Source organism: Arthrobacter horti, from assembly GCF_030731045.1.
In the GTDB taxonomy this organism is placed as follows: domain Bacteria; phylum Actinomycetota; class Actinomycetes; order Actinomycetales; family Micrococcaceae; genus Arthrobacter_E; species Arthrobacter_E nanjingensis.
Genome location: NZ_JAVALS010000004.1, coordinates 112,830 through 131,520 on the forward strand (window position 1 = coordinate 112,830; position 18,691 = coordinate 131,520).

Here is an 18,691-nt window from a genome sequence, read left to right on the forward strand (position 1 = left end):
GAACGGAGTTACGGGTGGAAGCCGATCGCGGTCTGCGTGGGCCGCAGTGGGCGGCCGCGAGGGTGCCGGGCCGCAGAGAGCGGGCCCCGGCGGAACGTAGAGGGGTCAATCAACGACCGGGCATCCATGACTACGCCTTTCATTCTAAGGGATCGGGCCACGGATGCTCTCAGCTCAGCCCGCGTCTCCATCCTGCACGGCGCTGAACTGCACGGTGCGGGCTGCGATGTCCGCAGAGTCCAGCCGGGCCTTGATCCGCGTGCCCGCCTCCATCACTCCGGTGCAGCGGGCCGTGACAGCCGGCTCCATGAGCTGGATGGTGCCGGTGGCCGGCACTGTGCGTCCGTCCGGACCCGCAGCCGTTCCGCCGTTCTTGCCATTGCCGACGGAGATCACCACGGCATCGAACACTTCGCCGATCCGGTGCCGCAGCAGTGCGGCCTCCACCGTGTCGATCGCAGCGCGGTCCAGCCGGGCCGAGTGCTGGTCCGCCGTCTTCATCAGTTCCGGCACGTCATGCAGACTCTGCCGGGCCCAGTCGGGGACCGGGACGCCCTGGCAGACGGCCTCGCAGACCACCAGGACCCAGCGGTCCACCAGACGCCGCAGGGGAGCGGTGGTGTGGGCGTAGGCGCCGCCGATCGCGGCCTGCACCGTCTCTTTCGGCGCTTCACCGTCGAACGCCACATAGGAGGCACCCCGGAAGAGCGACGCCGCCGCGTGGACGATCGCCAGGTCCTTCGGCAGGGCGGGGTCCAGGGTCCTGAGGTATTCGCCGTAGCTGACCGAGCCGGGACCGCTCCGTGCCCACGGCTTGCCGAGGGCCTCTGCGTGCAGCGCGAAGGTCTGGAGGGAGTGTTCGTCCGGCGGCGGCATGGTCCGGAGGATGCCCACCTTGGCCTCCAGCATGATCGTGGCCGCGGCCATGCCGGTCATGAGGGAGATCTGGGCGTTCCAGTCCTCCACCGGCAGCGGCGTCTCCGTCTCCAGGCGGTAGGCGCCCGTGACAGGATCCTGCTCCACCACCTGGGCCGGGAGCTTCAGACTGGCGCCGCCGCGCCGTCGTTCGAGTTCGATCCTCTTCAGCCCCACCTCACGCAGGAGCTCTAGGCACTCGGTGGCGCGGCCGCCGTCGATCTCCTCCTGGACGCCGCGGTAGCTGAGCTTGGCCCGTGAACGGACCGTGGCCCTCCGGACGCTCGCCCGGGTGACCGCTCCCTCCGGGTCAAGTGCGAACTCCCAGAGGAAGGCTCCGCGGTCCATACCCGGCAGGAGACTGCCGGCGTCCTCGGAGATCTCCTCCGGGTGCAGCGGGATGCGGCCGTCCGGGGCGTAGAGCGTCAGCCCACGACGGCGGCACTCGGCATCCAGCGCGCCTCCGGGTGAGACGAACGACGGGACGTCCGCGATGGCGTAGTAGACGGTGTATCCGCCGGCCGCCCGCTGCAGCAGGACGGCCTGGTCCAGATCCGTCGACGTGGCCGGGTCGATGGTGACCAGCTCAAGATCGGTGCGGTCCCACTCCGGCAGGGCGTGGGCGCGGATGGCGTCGATCGCCTCCGCCAGAGGCTCGGCCGGATAGCCTGCCGGGATCTTGAACTCCTCGCGCAGGGCTGCGAGGGCACCGGCCAGCCCGTCCTGGAGGTCGTCCCCGCCTTTGGGGATCCATGTATGCGTCACAGCTCACAGGCTAGTCCTGTGCACCGTTCCGTGGTCAGCGACATCCCGGCCGTGAAAGCGGTGCTCTGACATACTGACAGCGACGTGCCACCGGACGGACACGCCTTCGCACACCAGGGCCTTGGGGCCAGTCAGGAGCACGCCGGGTCATGAGCAGCCAGCCGGAGAACACGGAGCCGTCCGCCGAGAACCGGCAGGACGCCCGGCCGCCCCTGCCCGCGCAGCCGCCGCTTCCGCCACAAGGAGCCCCCGACCAGCCGGCACAGCCCGTGCCGCCGTATGGGGATTACCAGCAGCAGCCCGGGCATTACCAGCAGCAGAGCCCGTACTTCCAGCAGAGCCCGTATGCGCAGGCTCCGCAGGCCTATCCCGCCCAGGGCGCGCCCGCCGGATACCCGCCCCAGTACGGCCAGGCCCAATACGGTCAGGCCCAGCATGGCCAGACTCCTTACGGCCAGGCCCAGTATGGCCAGCCGTCGTTCGGCCTGCCGCAGAACCACCCCGGCCACCCGGCGCCGTCGTATCCGCAGGGCCCGCTGGATCCGGGCATCGATTTCGGTTTCGCCCCCGCCATCCGTTCCGGGTTCCGGACGATGTTCCAGTTCTCCGGCCGGGCCGGCCGCCGAGAGTTCTGGTGGTGGTACCTTTTCGTGGCGCTCGCGGCCGCCGTGGTGGGCACCCTCGCCGCGATCTTCTTTTCCACGGGCCTGTCCCAGGCCGTGGCCGGCGGGGACTACACGGAGATCCCCGGCACCACGCAGGTCCAGGTCACGTCCAATGCGTCCATGATCCTCGGTTTCGTCCTCTGGGGCGTGAGCGCACTGTTCTCCGTGCTGGCGCTCATCGGTGTCGGCACCCGGCGGCTGCGGGACGGTGGGTTCAGCCCGTGGCTGTTGCTCCTGGCACTGATCCCCGGCGGTGGATTGGTGGTCCTGATTCTCTGGGTGCTGCCGTCCAAGCCTCAGAACTCATCATTCGGGGCGGCCGGATGACCCGTTTCTGAACCTCCGATAAGCGCCGGCTCAGCCGTTGCAGGGAATTCCCTGTGACGGCTGTTCCATGCCCCCGGAAAGGACGAAACTGGCCTCATGAACCGCATCGCGGCTCAGCCACGGCGAGGCGAAAAGAGGAAAGATCATGAGCCAGCCACCAACCACTCCCCGGGAGCCCGATCCCGGGATGCCAACACCTGGTCCGGAGGATGCCGCCGGACAAGGGGCTGCGGAGGCCGCCCCCACGGGTCCTCCAAGCGCTGCCCCAGGGCCGGTTCAGCCCGGCTGGTACCAGCTCCCGGCCTTCGAGCCGAGGCCACGCGTGGGGTTCCCCCAGGCCATCAGCTCCGCATTCAGCAATTACGCCAACTTCTCCGGCCGTGCCGTGAATTCCGAGTACTGGTGGTGGTTCGTGTTCGAATCGCTGGTGCTCGGCGTGCTGGGCTTCCTCACCTATGTGTTCTTGTTCATCGGGCTGATCCTCCGGAACGGGATCGTCATGCCGCGACGCGGGATCGCGGTGTACCGGCCCATGATGCGGGGACTGGCGTGGAACCCGCCGTTGGTGATGGCACTGATCATGGGGATCGTGCTGCTCCTGGTGGCACTGGGGCTGCTGCTTCCCGGGCTGGCGCTCAGCGTCCGACGGCTCCATGACGCCGGCTTCAGCGGATGGCTCGTCCTGATCGCGTTGATCCCGTTCGGCAAGATCGTGCTGCTGGCGCTCCTGGCCATGGAGAGCAGCCCGGAAGGGATGAAATACGGGTATTGACCCAGCTCAAGGGGGAAACTGTCCATGGCGTGGCGGGTCCGCCCGGTGCAGACTGGAGAAGAACACGCAGTTACGCGGCGCATGGGAAGGGCAGGACGATGACTCAGCAACCAGAGCGGCAGGACGACGACGGCGGCCGGCCGCCTCAGGGACAGCAGCCGTACCGTGCGCAGCACCAGCCGCAGCAGCCACCGCAGTACGGGCAGTCTCAGCCGGGCGCCCGTCCGCCGCAGCCGCCGAGCCCCTACGGCCAGCCCAGCTACAGCGGCGGGCTCTATGCCCCATTCGTGCCACGGCCCAGGGTGGGTTTCGTCGATGCCATCAAGCTGGGGTTCGCCAATTACGCGAACTTCAAGGGCCGGGCCGGCCGCAGTGAGTTCTGGTGGTGGTACCTGTTCCGCCTGATCGTGGTGGGGATCCCCGCGGGCATCGGCTACGGGATGCTCCTGGGTGGCATCGTCAGCCAGCTTGCCACGGACCGTCAGTACGGCTCCGGCTACGGAACGGCCCCTGACGTCGTCTTCACCGGCGCCATGGGTGCCGGGACGGTCCTGATGGTGATCGGTCTGATCATCGAACTGGCCATCCTGCTGCCCGACCTGGCCATCACCTGGCGACGCCTGCATGACGGGGGATTCCCAGGGCCGATGTTCTTCCTGGCTTTCATCCCGGGCGTCGGGGGCATCATCGTCTTGGTGCTGACGATTCTTCCCAGCAAGCCGGAGGGCATGAAATACGAAGCGCAGTAGGCGCAGCCGCCGGGGACGTGACGCCTGGACGGCGCCGGAGGCCTCCGGGGAATGCCGCGGGGGGCCTCCATGGTGTCATATCCCGCCGGCGGCATTCGTCACATGGAGAGCCGTCCCCATGGTGAACTGGCCGGATTAAGTACAGAATGTAGTGAATCACCCGAATCACCTCTGAGGGAAAGAACAGCTCCATGACTCAGCAGCCCGATTGGCAGAACAACAACCCCGGTGCGCAGCAGCCCCAGGGCCAGCCGCAGCCTCCCCAGTACCCGGCTCCGCAGGCGCCGCAGTACGGTCAGCAGCCGGCCCCGGAGTACGGTCAGCCCCAGGCACCTGGCTACGGCCAGCAGCCTCCGCAGTACACCGCGCCGCAGCAGGGTTACCAGCAGCAGAGCCCTTACGGCCAGCCCTCCTACGGCGGCGGACTGTACGCCCCGTTCGTGCCTCGCCCCAGCGTCGGATTTGCGGACGCCATCAAGCTCGGATTCGGCAACTACGCCAACTTCAAGGGCCGCGCAGGCCGGAGCGAATTCTGGTTCTGGTACCTCTTCGAGGTCCTGGTGGCCGCGATTCCGGCCGGCATCGGGTATGGGCTGCTCTTCGGCGGGATCATCAGCCAGGCGGCGGTGTCGGACGGCAGCGGCTACAGCTCGTCGTCTGATGTGCAGTTCACCGGCGGCATGGTCTTCGGCGTGATCCTACTGATCATCGGCGGTCTCATCGGCCTGGCGCTGCTGGTACCCACCATCGCCGTGGCGTGGCGCCGTCTCCACGATGCCGGGTTCCCCGGCCCGATGTACTTCCTGGCTCTCATCCCGTACGTCGGCGGCCTGATTCTCCTTGTCCTGTGCGCCCTGCCCAGCAAGCCGGAAGGCATGAAGTACGAGGTTCAGTAGCGGACTGCCGCAGCTGATGGCGAAGCCCCCACGGGATTCCGTGGGGGCTTCGCCATTCCCGCACCGGGGTGTGCGCGGTGACGAACGGTGTGCTTGGCGTGGCGAGGAAATCGGGTGCAGACTTCAGTCAGTCATATGACACCGCTGATGGGGGGAGGGCCTGCCGATGACGCAGCAGCCGGACTGGCAGAACGGCGATCCGCAGCTACGGCCGGGTCAGAGTCCGAACTGGCCGGCGCCGGGCCCGTATGGGCAGCCCTTCCACGGTGGAGGGTGGTATCCGCCGTTCTTCCCGAGGCCGCGCGTCGGATTTGTGGATGCGGTCAAGCTGGCGTTCCGCAACTATGCGAACTTCAAAGGCCGTGCGGGCCGCAGCGAATACTGGTGGTTCTACCTGTTCCAGTTCCTGGCGGTCTTTGTTCCGGGCCTCCTCGGAGAGGCGCTGTTCGTCCTCGGCTTCTTCCAGCAGGTGCCCTTCACCCACCTTTCCCGCAGTCACGGGGGTCCGCCGGTGATCCATTTCACCGCGGCCATGGTGGTGGGCTCGATCCTGTTTGTGATCGCATGGCTGGCGGATGCGACCCTCGTCCTGCCGTACCTGGCAGTGACGTGGCGGCGGCTCCACGACGCCGGCTATCCGGGTCCCATGTTCTTCCTGAGCCTCATCCCGTACGCGGGAGGGATCATCCTCATCGTCCTGAACGCGATGCCCAGTACAGCCGAAGGGATGCAGTACGAGTACAAGTGAACGGCACGAGGGCGCCGTGGAATGTCCGCGGCGCCCTCGGCGTGAAACGCGAAATGCGCGTCAGAGTTCCGGGAGCTCCGCCAGCAGGCGCTGTGCGGCGTCAGCCGGGTCCCTCGCATCGGTCACGGCCCGGACCACGACGACGCGGCGTGCGCCGGCTTCCACGACCTGGGCCACATTGCCGTGGTCCACGCCGCCGATGGCGAACCAGGGGATGGTCGTCTGAGTGGCCGCGGCGTACCGGACCAGGTCCAGTCCGACGCCCGGGCGGCCGGGCTTGGTGGGTGTCGCCCACAGGGGGCCCACACAGAAGTAGTCCGTCTCACCGCGTGCCGCGGCAGCGAGTGCGGCGTCCACCTGCGCGGGGCCGTGGCTCGAGAGACCCAGCACGACGTCGTCGTTCAGGAGGCTGCGCGCCGAGGGCAGGGGCAGATCCTTCTGTCCGAGGTGCAGCACCGGGCTGCCGGAGAGGGATGCGATGTCGGCGCGGTCGTTGACGGCCCAGAGCTTCCCATGGCGTTCGGCCGCCTTGCGCAGCACGGCCAGGAACTCCAGTTCCTCCGCCGCCTCGATGGCCTTGTCCCGGAGCTGGATGATGTCCACGCCACCCGCATACGCGGCATCCACGAAGTCCGCGAAGTCCCCGCGCTCGCGGCGGGCGTCCGTGCAGACGTACAGCCGGGCCGCGGCGAGGGCAGTCACATGTGCAGAAGTACTCATGCGAACCAGGGTAGTTCCTCTAGAATGGGGCGGTACTGCGGGAGCCGGTCCCGGATGGTCATATTCGCCCGGCTGAGAGGGCTTGAGTGCCGACCGCCACACCTGATCCGGTTCATGCCGGCGTAGGGAAGGACACGGGAGAATGCACCAGGGAACAGCGGACGTCGCCGTCATCGGCGCGGGCATCGTGGGCCTGGGCATCGCGTGGACCCTCCTGGACTCCGGACGTTCCGTCACGCTGATCGACCCGGCGCCGGCCCAGGGAGCCACCTTCGCAGCGGCCGGCATGCTCGCCCCCGTGAGCGAATACCACTACCAGGAAGAGGAACTCCTCGGCCTGACCCTCGAATCCGTCGGACTGTGGCCGGGCTTCGCCGCGCCGTTCGGCGCCTCGGGCGCCTACCTGGCCACGCCGACCCTTGTGGTGGGGTTCGATGCGGCCGACCGCACCGCCCTCGCCGACCTGAACGCCGTGCAGAAGGCCCACGGCCTCGACGTCGAACCCCTGACCCTGCGCGAGGCGCGGCGGATGGAGCCACTTCTGGCACCTCAGCTCAGTTGCGCCTTCCTCACCCCGGGGGACCACCAGGTGGACCCGCGCCGCATGCATTCCGCCCTGCTGGCCGCGTTCCGTGAGCGCGGGGGCGTGGTGCTGGAGGAGCGCGCGGAGGCGTTGCTCTGGAACGACGACGGCGCGCGGGTCACCGGCGTCCGTCTCGCCTCCGGCTCCACCGTCGCCGCGGGCGAGGTGGTGGTGGCCAACGGCCTGTCATCCCCGGAGCTCGAGGGGCTGCCCGACGGCCTGAAGCTTCCCCTGCGGCCCGTGTACGGCGACATTCTCCGCCTGCGGGTCCCGGAGCGCCTGCAGCCGTTCCTCACCGCCACGGTGCGCGGCTCGGTCCGCGGGATCCCCGTCTATCTGGTGCCCCGCGAGGACGGCACCGTGGTGATCGGCGCGACGCAGCGGGAGGACGGTATGGCGGGCGCCTCGGCCGGCGGCGTGCACCAGCTCCTGCGGGACGCGCAGACCCTGGTGCCGGCGGTCGCGGAACTCGAACTGCAGGAGGTCACGGCCCGGGCACGGCCCGGGACGCCGGACAACGCGCCCCTGCTCGGCCGGGTGCGCGGGCCGGACGGGCAGGATCTCCCGGGCCTCATCATCGCCACAGGATTCTTCCGTCACGGGGTGCTCCTCACCCCGGTGGCCGCGCGGGCGGTCCAGGAACTGCTGGACGGCACGGATCAGGGACGCTGGGCCGCGTTCCGTCCCGACCGATTCGGCGCTGACCGGTTCAGCGCTGACCGGTTCGGTGCCGGGCGCCGGGCCCCCAGACTTCTGAATGAACACACAGTGGAGGCACACGCATGAACATCACGGTGAACGGCGAGCGCCGGGCACTCACCCCGGGGGCCACGGTGTCCACACTGGTCGCACAGGTGACCGGACGGGAGGTCCTGGCCAACGGCCAGGCGGCGGACGGCCGCCGCCTAGGGATGGCAGTGGCGCGGAATTCCACGGTGATCCCGCGCAGCCTCTGGGCGGGGACCGAATTGAGCGACGGCGACGAGCTCGAGCTCGTCACGGCAGTGCAGGGAGGCTGAGATGACGGAGATCCTTCAGAGCCAGGGGCTGGACCCGCTGGTGGTGGACGGCGTGGAGCTCGGCTCCCGCCTCATCATGGGCACGGGCGGCGCGCCCAGCCTGGACGGACTGGGTGCTGCGCTGGTGGAGTCCGGGACCGAACTCACCACCGTGGCCATGCGCCGGTACACCCCCGCGGAGAGCGGATCATTGTTCCAGCTCCTGGTGGATCACGGCATCCGGGTCCTTCCGAACACGGCCGGCTGCTACACGGCCCGGGACGCGGTCCTCACGGCCGAGCTGGCGCGTGAGGCCCTGGAGACGGACTGGGTGAAGCTGGAGGTCATCGCGGACGAGCACACCTTGCTCCCGGACGCCGTGGAACTCGTGGACGCCACCGAGCAGCTGGTGGCCCGCGGCTTCAAGGTCTTCGCCTACACCAACGACGACCCGGTCCTGGCCCTCCGGCTGGAGCAGCTGGGCGCCGTGGCCGTGATGCCCCTGGGCGCCCCGATCGGCACGGGCCTGGGCATCCTGAACCCGCACAACATCGAGGTGATCGTCTCGCGCGCATCCGTCCCGGTGGTGCTGGACGCCGGGATCGGCACCGCCTCCGATGCGGCGCTCGCCATGGAGCTGGGGTGCGACGCCGTGCTGCTGGCCACCGCCGTGACCCGGGCTCAGGATCCGGTGCGGATGGCCGCGGCCTTCCGCCATGCCGTCGAGGCCGGCCGGCTGGCCCGCACCGCCGGACGGATCCCCAAACGCCGGCACGCCCTGGCCTCCTCCAGCATGGAGGGCCGTGCGGAGTTCCTCTGACGGACCGCCGTGCCCCGACGACGACGGCGCCGCACCCCGGAAGGGTGCGGCGCCGTCGTCGTAGGCGGCCTTGTTCAGGAGCGCAGGATGCCTTCGACCGCCGTGGTGTCCTGCGCGGAGCGGCGTGCGCCGAGCACGAACGACGTGGCGAATGCCGCGGCGATGCCGATCACCAGCGGAAGGACCCAGGGGGCCCAGGTCCAGCCGGGCAGGTATCCCAGTCCGAGAGCGATGAACACGATCCAGCTCAGCGCCGCGGCCAGCACCCCTGCGCCGGCCGGGAGCGCGGCGCCCAGGGTGCTGCGCTGCCGGTTCACGGCCCAGGCGAGCGCCCCGAAGGCGACCACGCCCAGAAGGGGGATGATCAGGGACAGCATGGCGGCCTAGAGGGCGCCGAAACCGACGCGGCGCTCTTCCTCCGGGCCCACCTCGACATAGCCGAGGACGGAACCGGGAACGATCACGCTGCGGCCCTTGGCGTCCTTCAGGGACAGCACGGTGCCGGAGGCCAGCGCCTCGGACACGGCCTTCGTGATGGTCTCCGCGTCCTCCGAGGACTCGAAGACGATCTCGCGTGCCACGTTCTGGATGCCGATCTTCACTTCCATGTTCGCCTCCTGGCGGATTCACAGGCCCCGGTCCCGCCGGGGCTTCAACAGCTCTTCCAAGCGTATACGCGCGCGCTCCACGGACAGGACCGCCGGGGCACGCTGGGAGCGAACACGGGGCCGCTCCCGGGGAATGAGCGCTCAGCTCTCCTTGGGGAAGCGGCTGATGCCGCGCCAGGCGAGACGGTAGATCAGGTCACTGGCGACGTCGAGGTCCAGTTTGCCGTCCGTCTCCAGCCAGTACCGTGCACTGACCTGCGCCAGGCCGGACAGGCCGCGGCCCAGTAGCTGCGCCTCCAGCATCGGGAGTCCGGTGTCGTCCGCGATGACCTTGGCGACGGCGTCGGCGAACGTCTTGTTCAAGGTCTCCAGCCGCTCGCTGACGTCCTGATCGTTGGTCAGGCCGGATTCGAAGACCAGGCGGTGCGCCTGATCGTCGCTGGCCATGAACTCGAAGTAGGCCCGCATGACGGCCTGGACGCGGAGCTTGTTGTCCGTGGTGGAGTCGATGGCGGTCAGAAGCATGTCCGTCAGGACCGCCAGATGACTGTCCAGAAGGGCCAGGAAGAGCTCACGTTTGGACGGGAAGTGCTGGTACAGGACCGGCTTGCTGACCTTGGCGGTCTCAGCGATCTCGTCCATCGCGGCACCGTGGTAGCCATTGGCGACGAACACCTCCTGCGCGGCTTGCAGAAGCTGAGCCCGGCGTTCATCTCGGGGCAGGCGCGCCGTGCGAGCGCCCGGTCGTGCATCGCTCACAGTCACATTCCATCCTTTGCTTCCTGGGCCGTCCGGCTGTCCGGCGTGAGGTCAGTTTACCCGCAGGTAATATGACGGGCGCGAGGCGCGGGGCATAGATTGGAAGCATGCCTTCCACGGATTCCCGGACCACCCTCCCGCCCCTGGTCGAGCCGGCCGCCGAGCTCACCCGCGAGGAGCTGGAACGCTATTCCCGGCACGTGATCATCCCGGAGATCGGCTCCGAGGGGCAGCGACGCCTGAAGAACGCCCGCGTCCTGGTGATCGGCGCCGGAGGCCTCGGCGCACCGGCACTGCTGTACCTGGCCGCGGCCGGTGTGGGCACCCTGGGCGTGGTGGATGACGACGTGGTGGAACTGAGCAATCTGCAGCGCCAGGTCATCCATACGGTGGACCGGGTGGGCCTGCCGAAGGCGGAGTCCGCGGCCCTCGCCGTCGCGGATCTGAACCCGCTGGTCACCGTGGTGCAGCACCGGATCCGCCTGGACAACAGCAACGCCGTGGAACTGTTCAGCCAGTACGACCTCATCCTGGACGGCACGGACAACTTCGAGACCCGGTACCTGGTCAACGATGCTGCCGCGATCGCCGGCAAGCCGTACGTCTGGGGATCCATCTTCCGCTTCGACGGTCAGGTGAGCGTCTTCTGGGAGAAGCACGGACCCACCTATCGCGACCTGTACCCGGAGGCCCCGCCGGCCGGCAGCGTGCCCAGCTGCGGTGAGGGCGGCGTGTTCGGCATGCTGTGCGCCGCCGTCGGCTCCCTCATGGTGAGCGAGGCGATCAAGCTGGTGACCGGCGTCGGGCGTTCCCTGCTGGGGCGCGTGGCGCTCTTCGATGCCCTGGGTGGCTCCTGGAGGGAGATCAACGTCCTGAAGGACCCGGAGGCGCAGCCCATCACCGAGCTGAGCGATTACGCCGCCTTCTGCGGCGTCCTGCCGCAGGAGGAGACGACGGCGGAGCCGGAGGCCGCGGACGACACGGTCACCGCCGGGCAGCTGGCGACCATGCTGGCCGCGCGCGACGCCGGTCTGCGCGACTTCGTCCTGGTGGACGTGCGGGAGACGGGGGAGCGTGACATCGTGGCGATCCCGGGCTCCGTGCTCATCCCGCAGGGCCGGATCCTGGCAGGCGAGGCCTGGGACGAGCTGCCGCGCGAGCGGGAGATCGTTTTCCACTGTAAGGGCGGCACCCGCTCGGCGAACGTCCTGGCCGCCGCCCGGCGTGAGGGCTACACGAAGGTCAGCCACCTCGAGGGCGGCGTCATGGCCTGGGTGCGGGACGTGGAGCCGGAGAAGCCGGTCTACTGAGGTTCCGTCGGGCCTGCGTCGTCGGTCGGCGTGGGGCCGGGCGGAGCAGGGCTCAACGGCGTGGCGGCAGGACCCGTTGCGGGCGGCTGGGCCTTGAACGCCGCCGGGTTGAACTCCTTGGCGGCCTTGAGGACTTCGGGCGTTGCCGCCGCGAGCAGGGCCTCGGATTTCCCCCGGGCCTCTTGTGCCGTGGTCTGGGATTCCTGCGCGCGCTGATCCGCCTTCTCACGGCCGGAGGAACCGAACCAGTAACCGAGGGCGCCGGACAGCACCGGGAGGATCGCGATCAGGATGTCCTTGCCCCGTTGAAAAGCGTCGAAGACCGTATTTCCCTTGTCATCTTTCACGGGTGCTGCGCCGATGTATCCGGCGAGGATGGTGAGCCACCAGATGGTGAGCCCGAGAAGAATCACCGTGAACAGAATCCGGGCACTCGTCGACAGGAAATCCATCGGGTCCACTTTCGGGCCGGTTCCTGCGGGGCGCTTCACGGGATTCCGGGCGCCGCGGCCTGCGGGCGGGCGCCGTGTGTTTTGAGGTGCCGGTGGGTCGCCGGCGGGAATTTCTGCATTGCCCCCAATGGCGTTCATGAATTAAACTTTGCGACCGCGCGGGGGCCCAGTCAATGGTGTTCTCCAGGCGTGGAAATTTCCTGAATGCGGTCCCTTTTCCCTGTTTCTTTCAGCCGGAGAATCTCGTGATCCGAAGGAACCGCGGGCGACTCATTTTGTGTTGACACATTAGGGGGAGGACCCGGCGGCGAGATCAGCCGCCATGGAGCGTTGCGCGAGCTCCGCCGCGCGGAATGCCCAGGACTGCGCGTCGAATCCGGGAGGCACCTCGCCGTCGTCGTACGCCGTCTGCTCGGCGAGCCCGGCTGGCATGGCCGGCTGGCCCTCCCGCTGCGCCTGCAACTGGGCGAGCCCCGTCTCCACGGATACGGACGCGGAGATGAGCCAGTCCATGGTGTTGTTGAGCACGAGCGCGGCAAGGAGACGCGTCCTCCGGCGTCACTGTTGCCCGCCGGAACCGTCAGGTCTCAGGCGGTGAGGTCGCGGGCGCGGTGGTCCACGGGGCAGTTGTCCGCGGCTACGGCCGGAGCGGCAGGTTCCACGACGTCGATCCCGTACAGGGCCTCGATCGCGTTCACGTACTGCTCCTGTAGGCCCGCGGCAGCGAGCTCGCGCCCTCGCACCATGGGTGTGTGGAGCAGCTGCTTGACCATGCGGCGGAGCGCGAACTCCACCTCTTCGGCCGCGGCCGTGCAGCCGTGACGGGCACGGACACGCTCCATCTCCGCGTCCAGCACGGACATGGTGTGCTTGCGCAGGGCGACGATGGCGGTGTCCACGCTGCGTGAGCGGCGCTCCGCTTCGAAGTCATGTGCCGCGCCGTCGACGATCCGGGTGGCCTCGGCGAGCGACTCCGCAGTCTCCTCCGGGGCCGCGAGACGGACGGATTCCAGCGTCAGCAGCTCCACGCCGTCGAGTTCGTCCACGGCCGGATCAAAGTCACGGCTCAGGGCCAGGTCGATGACCACCAGCGGTTTCGGGTCCTCGCCGCGCACCTCGGCCAGCTCGGCAGCGGAGACCTGACGGTCCGAGCCGCTGCAGCCGATCAGCACATCGGCCTGGGCGATCGCGGAAGAGAGGCTGTCGCCGTCGAGCGCGGTGCCGCCGCGGGCGGTCACGAAGTCCGTGGCTCGGCCGGAGCCGGAGAAGACGCTGACGTCGGTGCAGCCGCGTTCCCGCAGCAACGCCATGGTGGCGCCGGCATAAGCGCCGGTGCCGAAGAGGACCACGCGTGCGGACGGCCAGTCGCGTGTTTCGGAAAGATCCGTGGCGAGCTCCAGCGCGACCGAGACGATCGAGAGCCCTCGGCTGCCCAGTGCGGTGCGCGTGCCGACGTCCTTGGCGGTCCGGCTGGCGGCCTGGAAGAGCCGGACCAGTCCGGGGCTGGCGGTGCCGGTCTCCTGGGCGTTGATGAGGGCGCGGCGCACCTGGCCGGCGATCTCGCGCTCGCCCACGACGGCGGAGTCGAGCCCGGCGCCCACGGCGAAGAGATGGCGGGCGACGTCGGAGCCGCGACGGACGGTCAGGGCCTGGTCCACGGTGCCGCGGTCCAGGCCGCTCTGTGCGGCGATCCCGGCCAGCAGTTCCTCACGGGCGGCGTCGATGCCATGGTCCGTGACAGCCTCGGCGTAGACCTCGAAGCGGTTGCAGGTGGACAGGACCACCGCTCCGTTCAGGCTCTGCAACGGTTCCACGGCGGCCTGCGCCATGCCTCCGGAGGCCGGCGGGAGGACCGGCGGATGGACGTTCCCCGCGGCAACGGCGGAAGCGCCCTTGCTCAGTCGAGCAACGGTTTCGAGGTTCAGGTCGGCATGCGTGGCCGTCAGCGAAAAGAGCACCACAGTTTCCCTATTCTACGACTTCGCACCCTTGTAGAAAAACTTCCCGGAATTCCGCGGATCCCAGCAATGGCGCGGGAAACGCTGACACTGTGTCACTGACAGAGTGTCGTCAAGTGGTGCCTTGCGGAGTGGGCACAATCGAGATATGCCTTCCATGCTCCAGGCCCTTCCGGCTGCCCATCCGCTGGTCTCCGGGGCCACATCAGAGTCCCCGCTGATCACCGCCTACCGGGGCGGGAAGCCGTCCCGGCGACCGGTCTGGTTCATGCGTCAGGCGGGCCGCTCCCTGCCCGAGTACCGGGAGGTCCGCCGGGGCATCTCGATGCTGGACTCCTGCCTGAAGCCGGAGCTCGCCGCGGAGATCACCCTGCAGCCCGTGCGCCGTCACGACGTGGACGCCGGCATCTTCTTCTCCGACATCGTCATCCCGCTCAAGCTCGCCGGCGTCGGCGTGGACATCGTGCCGGGTGTCGGCCCGGTGCTGGAGCACCCGGTGCGCACGGCCGACGACGTCGCGAAGCTTCCGAAGCTCGACTGGGACGCTCTGGAGCCCATCCGGGAGGCCGTGCGCCTGACGGTGGAGCAGCTCGGCAGCACCCCCCTCATCGGCTTCGCCGGTGCCCCGTTCACCCTGGCGGCCTACATGGTGGAGGGCCGCCCGTCCCGCGACCACCTGGGCCCGCGCACCATGATGCACGCCGACCCGGACACCTGGAAGGCCCTGGCCCAGTGGGCCGCGGACGCCTCCGGTCTGTTCCTCCGGGCCCAGCTGGAAGCAGGCGCCTCCGCGGCACAGCTCTTCGACTCCTGGGCCGGCTCGCTCGGCCTGGCCGACTACGAGCGCTTCGTGGCCCCGGCTTCGGCCCGAGCCCTGGACCCGGTCCGCGGCCTCGGCGCCCCGCTCATCCACTTCGGCACCGGGACATCCGAGATCCTGGGCGCCATGCACGGCGTGGGCGTGGACGTCATCGGCGTGGACTACCGCCTGCCGCTCGGTGAGGCGAACCGCCGTCTCGGCGGGACCGTGCCGCTGCAGGGCAATATCGATCCGGCCCTGCTGTCCGCCCCGTGGGAGGTCCTCGAGAGCCACGTCCGCGAGGTCATCGCCGCCGGCGAGAGCGCCCCGGGCCACGTCCTGAACCTGGGTCACGGGGTGCCGCCGGAGACGGATCCCGAGGTCCTCACCCGGCTCGTCTCCCTCATCCACTCGATCGGCTACTGAGCCCGTCATGACCACGACTCCTGCCACGGGTGAGCGCGCCGTCGTCGTGGGCGGTGGCGTCTCCGGCCTGCTGTCCGCACTGCGCCTCGCCCAGGCGGGACACGGGGTGACCTTGCTGGAGGAGCGGTCCGTGCTGGGCGGTGCCGTGGCCCGGCACACGGTGGGCGGGCTGTTGCTCGACGCCGGGGCGGAGTCATTCGCGACGCGCGGCGACGCCATTCCGGCGTTGCTGGAGGAGCTGGGTCTGGCCGGCGAGGTGGTGGCCCCCGACCCGTCGGGCGCCTGGGTGCGTCTGCCGCAAGGCCCTCGCGAACTGCCCCGTACCGGCGTGCTCGGCATCCCTGCAGACCCCTGGGACGAGGAGGTCCGCAGGACTCTCGGCCTGGCGGGTTCCCTGCGGGCCAGCCTGGACCGCGTCCTCCCCGCGTCGCTGGGTGCGGGATCCGGCGTCAGCAGCGTGGCCCGCCTGGTGCGCCTGAGGCAGGGCCGCCGCGTCCTCAAGCGGCTGGTCGAGCCCGTGGTCGGTGGTGTGCACGCCGCGGACCCGGCGCTCCTGGACGTGGACATGGTGGCGCCGGGACTCCGGCGCCGGATGCGTGAACACGGCTCCCTCGGTGCCGCCGTGCTGGCCCAGCGCCAGGCGTCCGGCGGCCAGGCCGCCAACGGGCCTGCCGCCAACAGTCCTGGACCCCGACGCGCGGGTTCCGCCGTCGCGGGCCTGCGCGGCGGCATGAACCGGCTGGTCACGGCCCTGGAGCAGCGGCTCCGCGAACTGGGCGTGGACATCCGCACCTCAACCCGCGTGTCTGCCGCCATCCGCGACTGTGACGGCAAATGGGCCGTGGAGCACGGCCCAGCCGAGGCTCCGGAGGTGCTCACGGCAGACCGCCTGGTGGTGGCACTGGACGGCCCCGGTGCCGTGGATCTGCTGGCCTCGGCGGTGCCCTCGCTGGCGGCATACCGGCCGGAGCCGGGCGCGGAGATCAAGCTGGTGACGCTGGTGCTGGACAAGCCCGAGCTGGACGCCCATCCTCGCGGCACCGGGATCCTGGTGGCCCCGCAGGTGGAAGGAATCCAGGCCAAGGCCCTGACCCATGCGACGGCCAAGTGGCCCTGGCTGGCCGAGCTGGCCGGACCGGGGACGCACGTGCTGCGGCTGAGCTACGGACGTCAGGACGGTGGTGCGGGGGACGCCCGCGCTGTGCCGGAGAGCGATGGCGAACTGTTCGCCGCCGCGCTGGCCGACGCGAGCGAACTGCTCGGCGTCGCGCTGAGCAGCAGCGATGTCCTGGACCACGACGTCGTCCGCTGGCTTGGGGCGCTGCCGTTCGCCGCCGTCGGGCACAAGCAGCGGGTGGAGACGGTGCGTAGCCTGTGCGCCGCGGAGCCCGGGCTCGAGGTGGTCGGGGCCTGGCTGGCGGGGACCGGCCTAGCCGCCGTGGTGGCGGACACCTTCGCAGGATCCGCACGTCAGGCGTAAAATTCTACGAGGCGTAGAAGAGTTTTTTCGATGCAGGAGGAAACAGCAATGAGCAACGAGTACTTCACCCTCTGGGCCGTGTTCAAGCGGACCGGTGCCGGCAGTGTGGCCCGCCCCGACGGCGCCGTCGAGGACTTCGAGGCCCTGGTGAACGGCCTTCAGGCCAAGGGCGTGACCCTGCGCGGCGCCTACGACGTCTCCGCCATGCGCTCCGACGCCGACGTCATGCTCTGGTTCCACGGCGCCAAGCCGGAGGAACTGCAGGCCGCCGTCCGCGCCGTCCGCCGCAGCCCGCTCTTCACGGCCACCGAGCTCGCCTTCTCCGCCATGGGCGTGCACCGCGACGCCGAGTTCGCCAAGAGCCACACTCCGGCCTTCTCCCGCGGCGTCCCCGCCGAGGAGTGGCTGTGCGTGTACCCGTTCGTCCGCTCCTACGAGTGGTACCTCCTGCCTGCCGAGGAGCGCGGACGCATGCTGCGCGACCACGGCCTGCTGGGCCGCGAGTTCCCGCAGGTCCAGTCCAACACTGTGGCCTCCTTCGCCCTGGGCGACTGGGAATGGATCCTGGCCCTGGAGGCCCCGGAGCTGGTGGACCTGGTGGACCTGATGCGCAGCCTGCGCCACACGGACGCCCGCAACCACGTCCGCGAGGAGATCCCCTTCTACACCGGCCGCCGCATCCCGGCCGCCGAGATCGCCGAGGTTCTTGCATGAGCACCGCCCTTGACACGGCACTTGAGACCCTGAGCATCAGCACGGCGCTGAACGAGGTCACCGAGGCCGGCCGCCTGGATCCGGCGGAGTACGACGCCATCCTGCTCGCCTCCTTCGGCGGGCCCGAGGGCCAGGACGACGTCATCCCGTTCCTGCGCAACGTCACCCGCGGTCGCGGCATCCCGGACGAGCGCCTCGAAGAGGTCAGCCACCACTACCGCGCGTTCGGCGGCGTGAGCCCCATCAACGCGCAGAACCGCGAGCTGAAGGCCGCGCTCGAAGGCGAGCTGGCCGCGCGCGGCATCGCCCTGCCGGTCTACTGGGGCAACCGGAACTGGGACCCCTTCATCCCGGAGACGCTGCAGAAGATGTACGACGACGGTCACCGCCGCGTCCTCATGCTCACCACCAGCGCCTACACCTGTTACTCCAGCTGCCGCCAGTACCGCGAGGACATCGGCATCGCCCTGACGGAGACCGGCCTGGACGGCAAGCTGCAGGTGGACAAGGTGCGCCAGTACTTCGACCACCCCGGGTTCGTCCTGCCGTTCGTCGAAGGCACGCTGGAAGGCCTGCAGAAGGTCCGCCAGGCCCTGGACGCCGAAGACGGTTCCCGCGACTCCGAGATCCGCGTCCTCTTCGCCACGCACTCCATCCCCACCCGTGACGCCGAGGCCGCCGGCCGTGGCGAGGGAGAGCCCCGCGAATTCGAAGGCGGCTCCGCCTACGTGGCGCAGCACCTGGCCAATGCGCGGGCCATCATGGCCGCGGTCGCGCCGGCCGTCGAATGGGACCTGGTCTACCAGTCCCGCTCCGGTGCACCGCACGTGCCGTGGCTGGAGCCGGATATCAACGACCACCTCGAGGCCATTGCGCCGCAGGGAGTCAAGGGAGCCGTCATCGTGCCCCTGGGCTTCGTGAGCGATCACATGGAGGTGGCCTGGGACCTGGACACCGAGGCGCTGGAAACCTGCGGCGAGCTCGGCATCGAGGCCGTCCGCGTCCCCACCCCCGGCACCCACCCGACGTTCGTGGCCGGCCTGGTGGACCTGATCTGTGAGCGGACCGTGGAACACCACATCGCCGAGCGCCCCCACGTGACGGATCTGGGACCCTGGTATGACGTGGTCCCCGCCGGTGACTGCCGGAACTTCCGCGGTGACAAACCCGTCATCGCCGAGGCCGGAGTCACGCTGGGCACCACTCACGACTAGCACGATCCACGAC

21 protein-coding genes and 1 riboswitch are annotated in these 18,691 nt (G+C 69.5%); of the genes, 13 read left to right on the forward strand and 8 right to left on the reverse strand.

Annotated elements, in window-relative coordinates:
• Nucleotides 1-174: 174 nt before the first annotated feature.
• The gene (locus tag Q9R02_RS08305; RefSeq protein WP_305996199.1) at nucleotides 175-1,680 is read right to left on the reverse strand and encodes an RNB domain-containing ribonuclease; all 1,506 of its coding nucleotides are present in this window, start codon (nucleotides 1,678-1,680) and stop codon (nucleotides 175-177) included.
• Between the two features lie 149 nt (nucleotides 1,681-1,829).
• On the opposite strand from Q9R02_RS08305, the gene Q9R02_RS08310 reads away from it, so the two are divergent.
• The 5 genes from Q9R02_RS08310 to Q9R02_RS08330 all read left to right on the forward strand — a co-directional run bounded on the left by Q9R02_RS08310 (nucleotide 1,830) and on the right by Q9R02_RS08330 (nucleotide 5,837).
• A complete protein-coding gene (locus Q9R02_RS08310) occupies nucleotides 1,830-2,672 on the forward strand; it encodes a DUF805 domain-containing protein (RefSeq protein WP_305996200.1) in 843 nt (280 codons plus the stop codon).
• A gap of 322 nt (nucleotides 2,673-2,994) precedes the next feature.
• On the forward strand, nucleotides 2,995-3,444 hold the full coding sequence (locus Q9R02_RS08315; protein ID WP_305996201.1) for a DUF805 domain-containing protein: 450 nt from the start codon (nucleotides 2,995-2,997) through the stop codon (nucleotides 3,442-3,444).
• 98 nt (nucleotides 3,445-3,542) lie between these two features.
• Nucleotides 3,543-4,193, forward strand: coding sequence for a DUF805 domain-containing protein (locus Q9R02_RS08320; RefSeq protein ID WP_305996202.1), 651 nt, complete (start codon nucleotides 3,543-3,545; stop codon nucleotides 4,191-4,193).
• Between the two features lie 191 nt (nucleotides 4,194-4,384).
• Nucleotides 4,385-5,089 carry a DUF805 domain-containing protein gene (locus Q9R02_RS08325; protein ID WP_305996203.1) on the forward strand — a complete coding sequence of 235 codons (705 nt, stop codon included), beginning with the start codon at nucleotides 4,385-4,387 and terminating at the stop codon, nucleotides 5,087-5,089.
• Between the two features lie 166 nt (nucleotides 5,090-5,255).
• Nucleotides 5,256-5,837, forward strand: coding sequence for a DUF805 domain-containing protein (locus Q9R02_RS08330; RefSeq protein ID WP_305996204.1), 582 nt, complete (start codon nucleotides 5,256-5,258; stop codon nucleotides 5,835-5,837).
• A gap of 60 nt (nucleotides 5,838-5,897) precedes the next feature.
• Here Q9R02_RS08330 and thiE read toward each other — a convergent pair whose 3' ends face one another.
• Nucleotides 5,898-6,557 (reverse strand): thiamine phosphate synthase, encoded by a 660-nt coding sequence (thiE, locus tag Q9R02_RS08335; RefSeq protein ID WP_305996205.1) that lies wholly within the window; start codon nucleotides 6,555-6,557, stop codon nucleotides 5,898-5,900.
• Nucleotides 6,558-6,584: 27 nt separating this feature from the next.
• A riboswitch (TPP riboswitch) is annotated at nucleotides 6,585-6,703 on the forward strand.
• On the opposite strand from thiE, the gene thiO reads away from it, so the two are divergent.
• The 3 genes from thiO to Q9R02_RS08350 all read left to right on the forward strand — a co-directional run bounded on the left by thiO (nucleotide 6,700) and on the right by Q9R02_RS08350 (nucleotide 8,958).
• Nucleotides 6,700-7,926, forward strand: coding sequence for a glycine oxidase ThiO (gene thiO, locus Q9R02_RS08340; protein ID WP_305996206.1), 1,227 nt, complete (start codon nucleotides 6,700-6,702; stop codon nucleotides 7,924-7,926). It overlaps the preceding riboswitch by 4 nt.
• The gene (gene thiS, locus Q9R02_RS08345) at nucleotides 7,923-8,159 is read left to right on the forward strand and encodes a sulfur carrier protein ThiS (protein WP_305996207.1); all 237 of its coding nucleotides are present in this window, start codon (nucleotides 7,923-7,925) and stop codon (nucleotides 8,157-8,159) included. The genes thiO and thiS overlap by 4 nt, the downstream gene beginning before the upstream one ends.
• Nucleotide 8,160: 1 nt before the next feature.
• On the forward strand, nucleotides 8,161-8,958 hold the full coding sequence (locus tag Q9R02_RS08350) for a thiazole synthase (protein WP_305996208.1): 798 nt from the start codon (nucleotides 8,161-8,163) through the stop codon (nucleotides 8,956-8,958).
• Between the two features lie 74 nt (nucleotides 8,959-9,032).
• On the opposite strand, the gene Q9R02_RS08355 is transcribed toward Q9R02_RS08350, so the two are convergent.
• From Q9R02_RS08355 to Q9R02_RS08365, 3 genes are all read right to left on the reverse strand, one after another.
• Entirely contained in the window at nucleotides 9,033-9,335 is a 303-nt protein-coding gene (locus Q9R02_RS08355) for a hypothetical protein (RefSeq protein WP_305996209.1), read from the reverse strand.
• A 6-nt stretch (nucleotides 9,336-9,341) separates the two neighbouring features.
• Nucleotides 9,342-9,566: a DUF3107 domain-containing protein gene (locus Q9R02_RS08360; RefSeq protein ID WP_305996210.1), complete on the reverse strand. Its 225-nt coding sequence runs from the start codon at nucleotides 9,564-9,566 to the stop codon at nucleotides 9,342-9,344.
• 141 nt (nucleotides 9,567-9,707) lie between these two features.
• Nucleotides 9,708-10,331, reverse strand: coding sequence for a TetR/AcrR family transcriptional regulator (locus tag Q9R02_RS08365; RefSeq protein WP_305996211.1), 624 nt, complete (start codon nucleotides 10,329-10,331; stop codon nucleotides 9,708-9,710).
• A gap of 101 nt (nucleotides 10,332-10,432) precedes the next feature.
• Between Q9R02_RS08365 and moeB the strand changes: the two genes are divergently transcribed.
• Nucleotides 10,433-11,635, forward strand: coding sequence for a molybdopterin-synthase adenylyltransferase MoeB (gene moeB, locus Q9R02_RS08370; RefSeq protein WP_305996212.1), 1,203 nt, complete (start codon nucleotides 10,433-10,435; stop codon nucleotides 11,633-11,635).
• On the opposite strand, the gene Q9R02_RS08375 is transcribed toward moeB, so the two are convergent.
• The 3 genes from Q9R02_RS08375 to Q9R02_RS08385 all read right to left on the reverse strand — a co-directional run bounded on the left by Q9R02_RS08375 (nucleotide 11,629) and on the right by Q9R02_RS08385 (nucleotide 14,048).
• Nucleotides 11,629-12,087, reverse strand: a complete 459-nt coding sequence (locus Q9R02_RS08375; RefSeq protein ID WP_305996213.1) for a hypothetical protein — start codon at nucleotides 12,085-12,087, stop codon at nucleotides 11,629-11,631. The two genes, moeB and Q9R02_RS08375, sit on opposite strands and share 7 nt — an antisense overlap.
• Nucleotides 12,088-12,375: 288 nt before the next feature.
• A complete protein-coding gene (locus tag Q9R02_RS08380; protein WP_305996214.1) occupies nucleotides 12,376-12,615 on the reverse strand; it encodes a hypothetical protein in 240 nt (79 codons plus the stop codon).
• A gap of 59 nt (nucleotides 12,616-12,674) precedes the next feature.
• Nucleotides 12,675-14,048, reverse strand: coding sequence for a glutamyl-tRNA reductase (locus tag Q9R02_RS08385; protein ID WP_305996215.1), 1,374 nt, complete (start codon nucleotides 14,046-14,048; stop codon nucleotides 12,675-12,677).
• A gap of 145 nt (nucleotides 14,049-14,193) precedes the next feature.
• Here Q9R02_RS08385 and hemE point away from each other — a divergent pair, with 145 nt between their 5' ends.
• Genes hemE through Q9R02_RS08405 form a run of 4 tightly spaced genes read left to right on the forward strand, consistent with a single transcriptional unit; the run spans nucleotide 14,194 to nucleotide 18,678 of the window.
• On the forward strand, nucleotides 14,194-15,270 hold the full coding sequence (hemE, locus tag Q9R02_RS08390) for a uroporphyrinogen decarboxylase (RefSeq protein ID WP_305996216.1): 1,077 nt from the start codon (nucleotides 14,194-14,196) through the stop codon (nucleotides 15,268-15,270).
• A 7-nt stretch (nucleotides 15,271-15,277) separates the two neighbouring features.
• A complete protein-coding gene (hemG, locus tag Q9R02_RS08395) occupies nucleotides 15,278-16,750 on the forward strand; it encodes a protoporphyrinogen oxidase (protein ID WP_305996217.1) in 1,473 nt (490 codons plus the stop codon).
• Nucleotides 16,751-16,798: 48 nt separating this feature from the next.
• Complete coding sequence (hemQ, locus tag Q9R02_RS08400; protein ID WP_305996218.1) at nucleotides 16,799-17,464, forward strand: hydrogen peroxide-dependent heme synthase; 666 nt, start codon at nucleotides 16,799-16,801, stop codon at nucleotides 17,462-17,464.
• Nucleotides 17,461-18,678: a ferrochelatase gene (locus Q9R02_RS08405; RefSeq protein ID WP_305996219.1), complete on the forward strand. Its 1,218-nt coding sequence runs from the start codon at nucleotides 17,461-17,463 to the stop codon at nucleotides 18,676-18,678. The genes hemQ and Q9R02_RS08405 overlap by 4 nt, the downstream gene beginning before the upstream one ends.
• Nucleotides 18,679-18,691 lie beyond the last annotated feature (13 nt).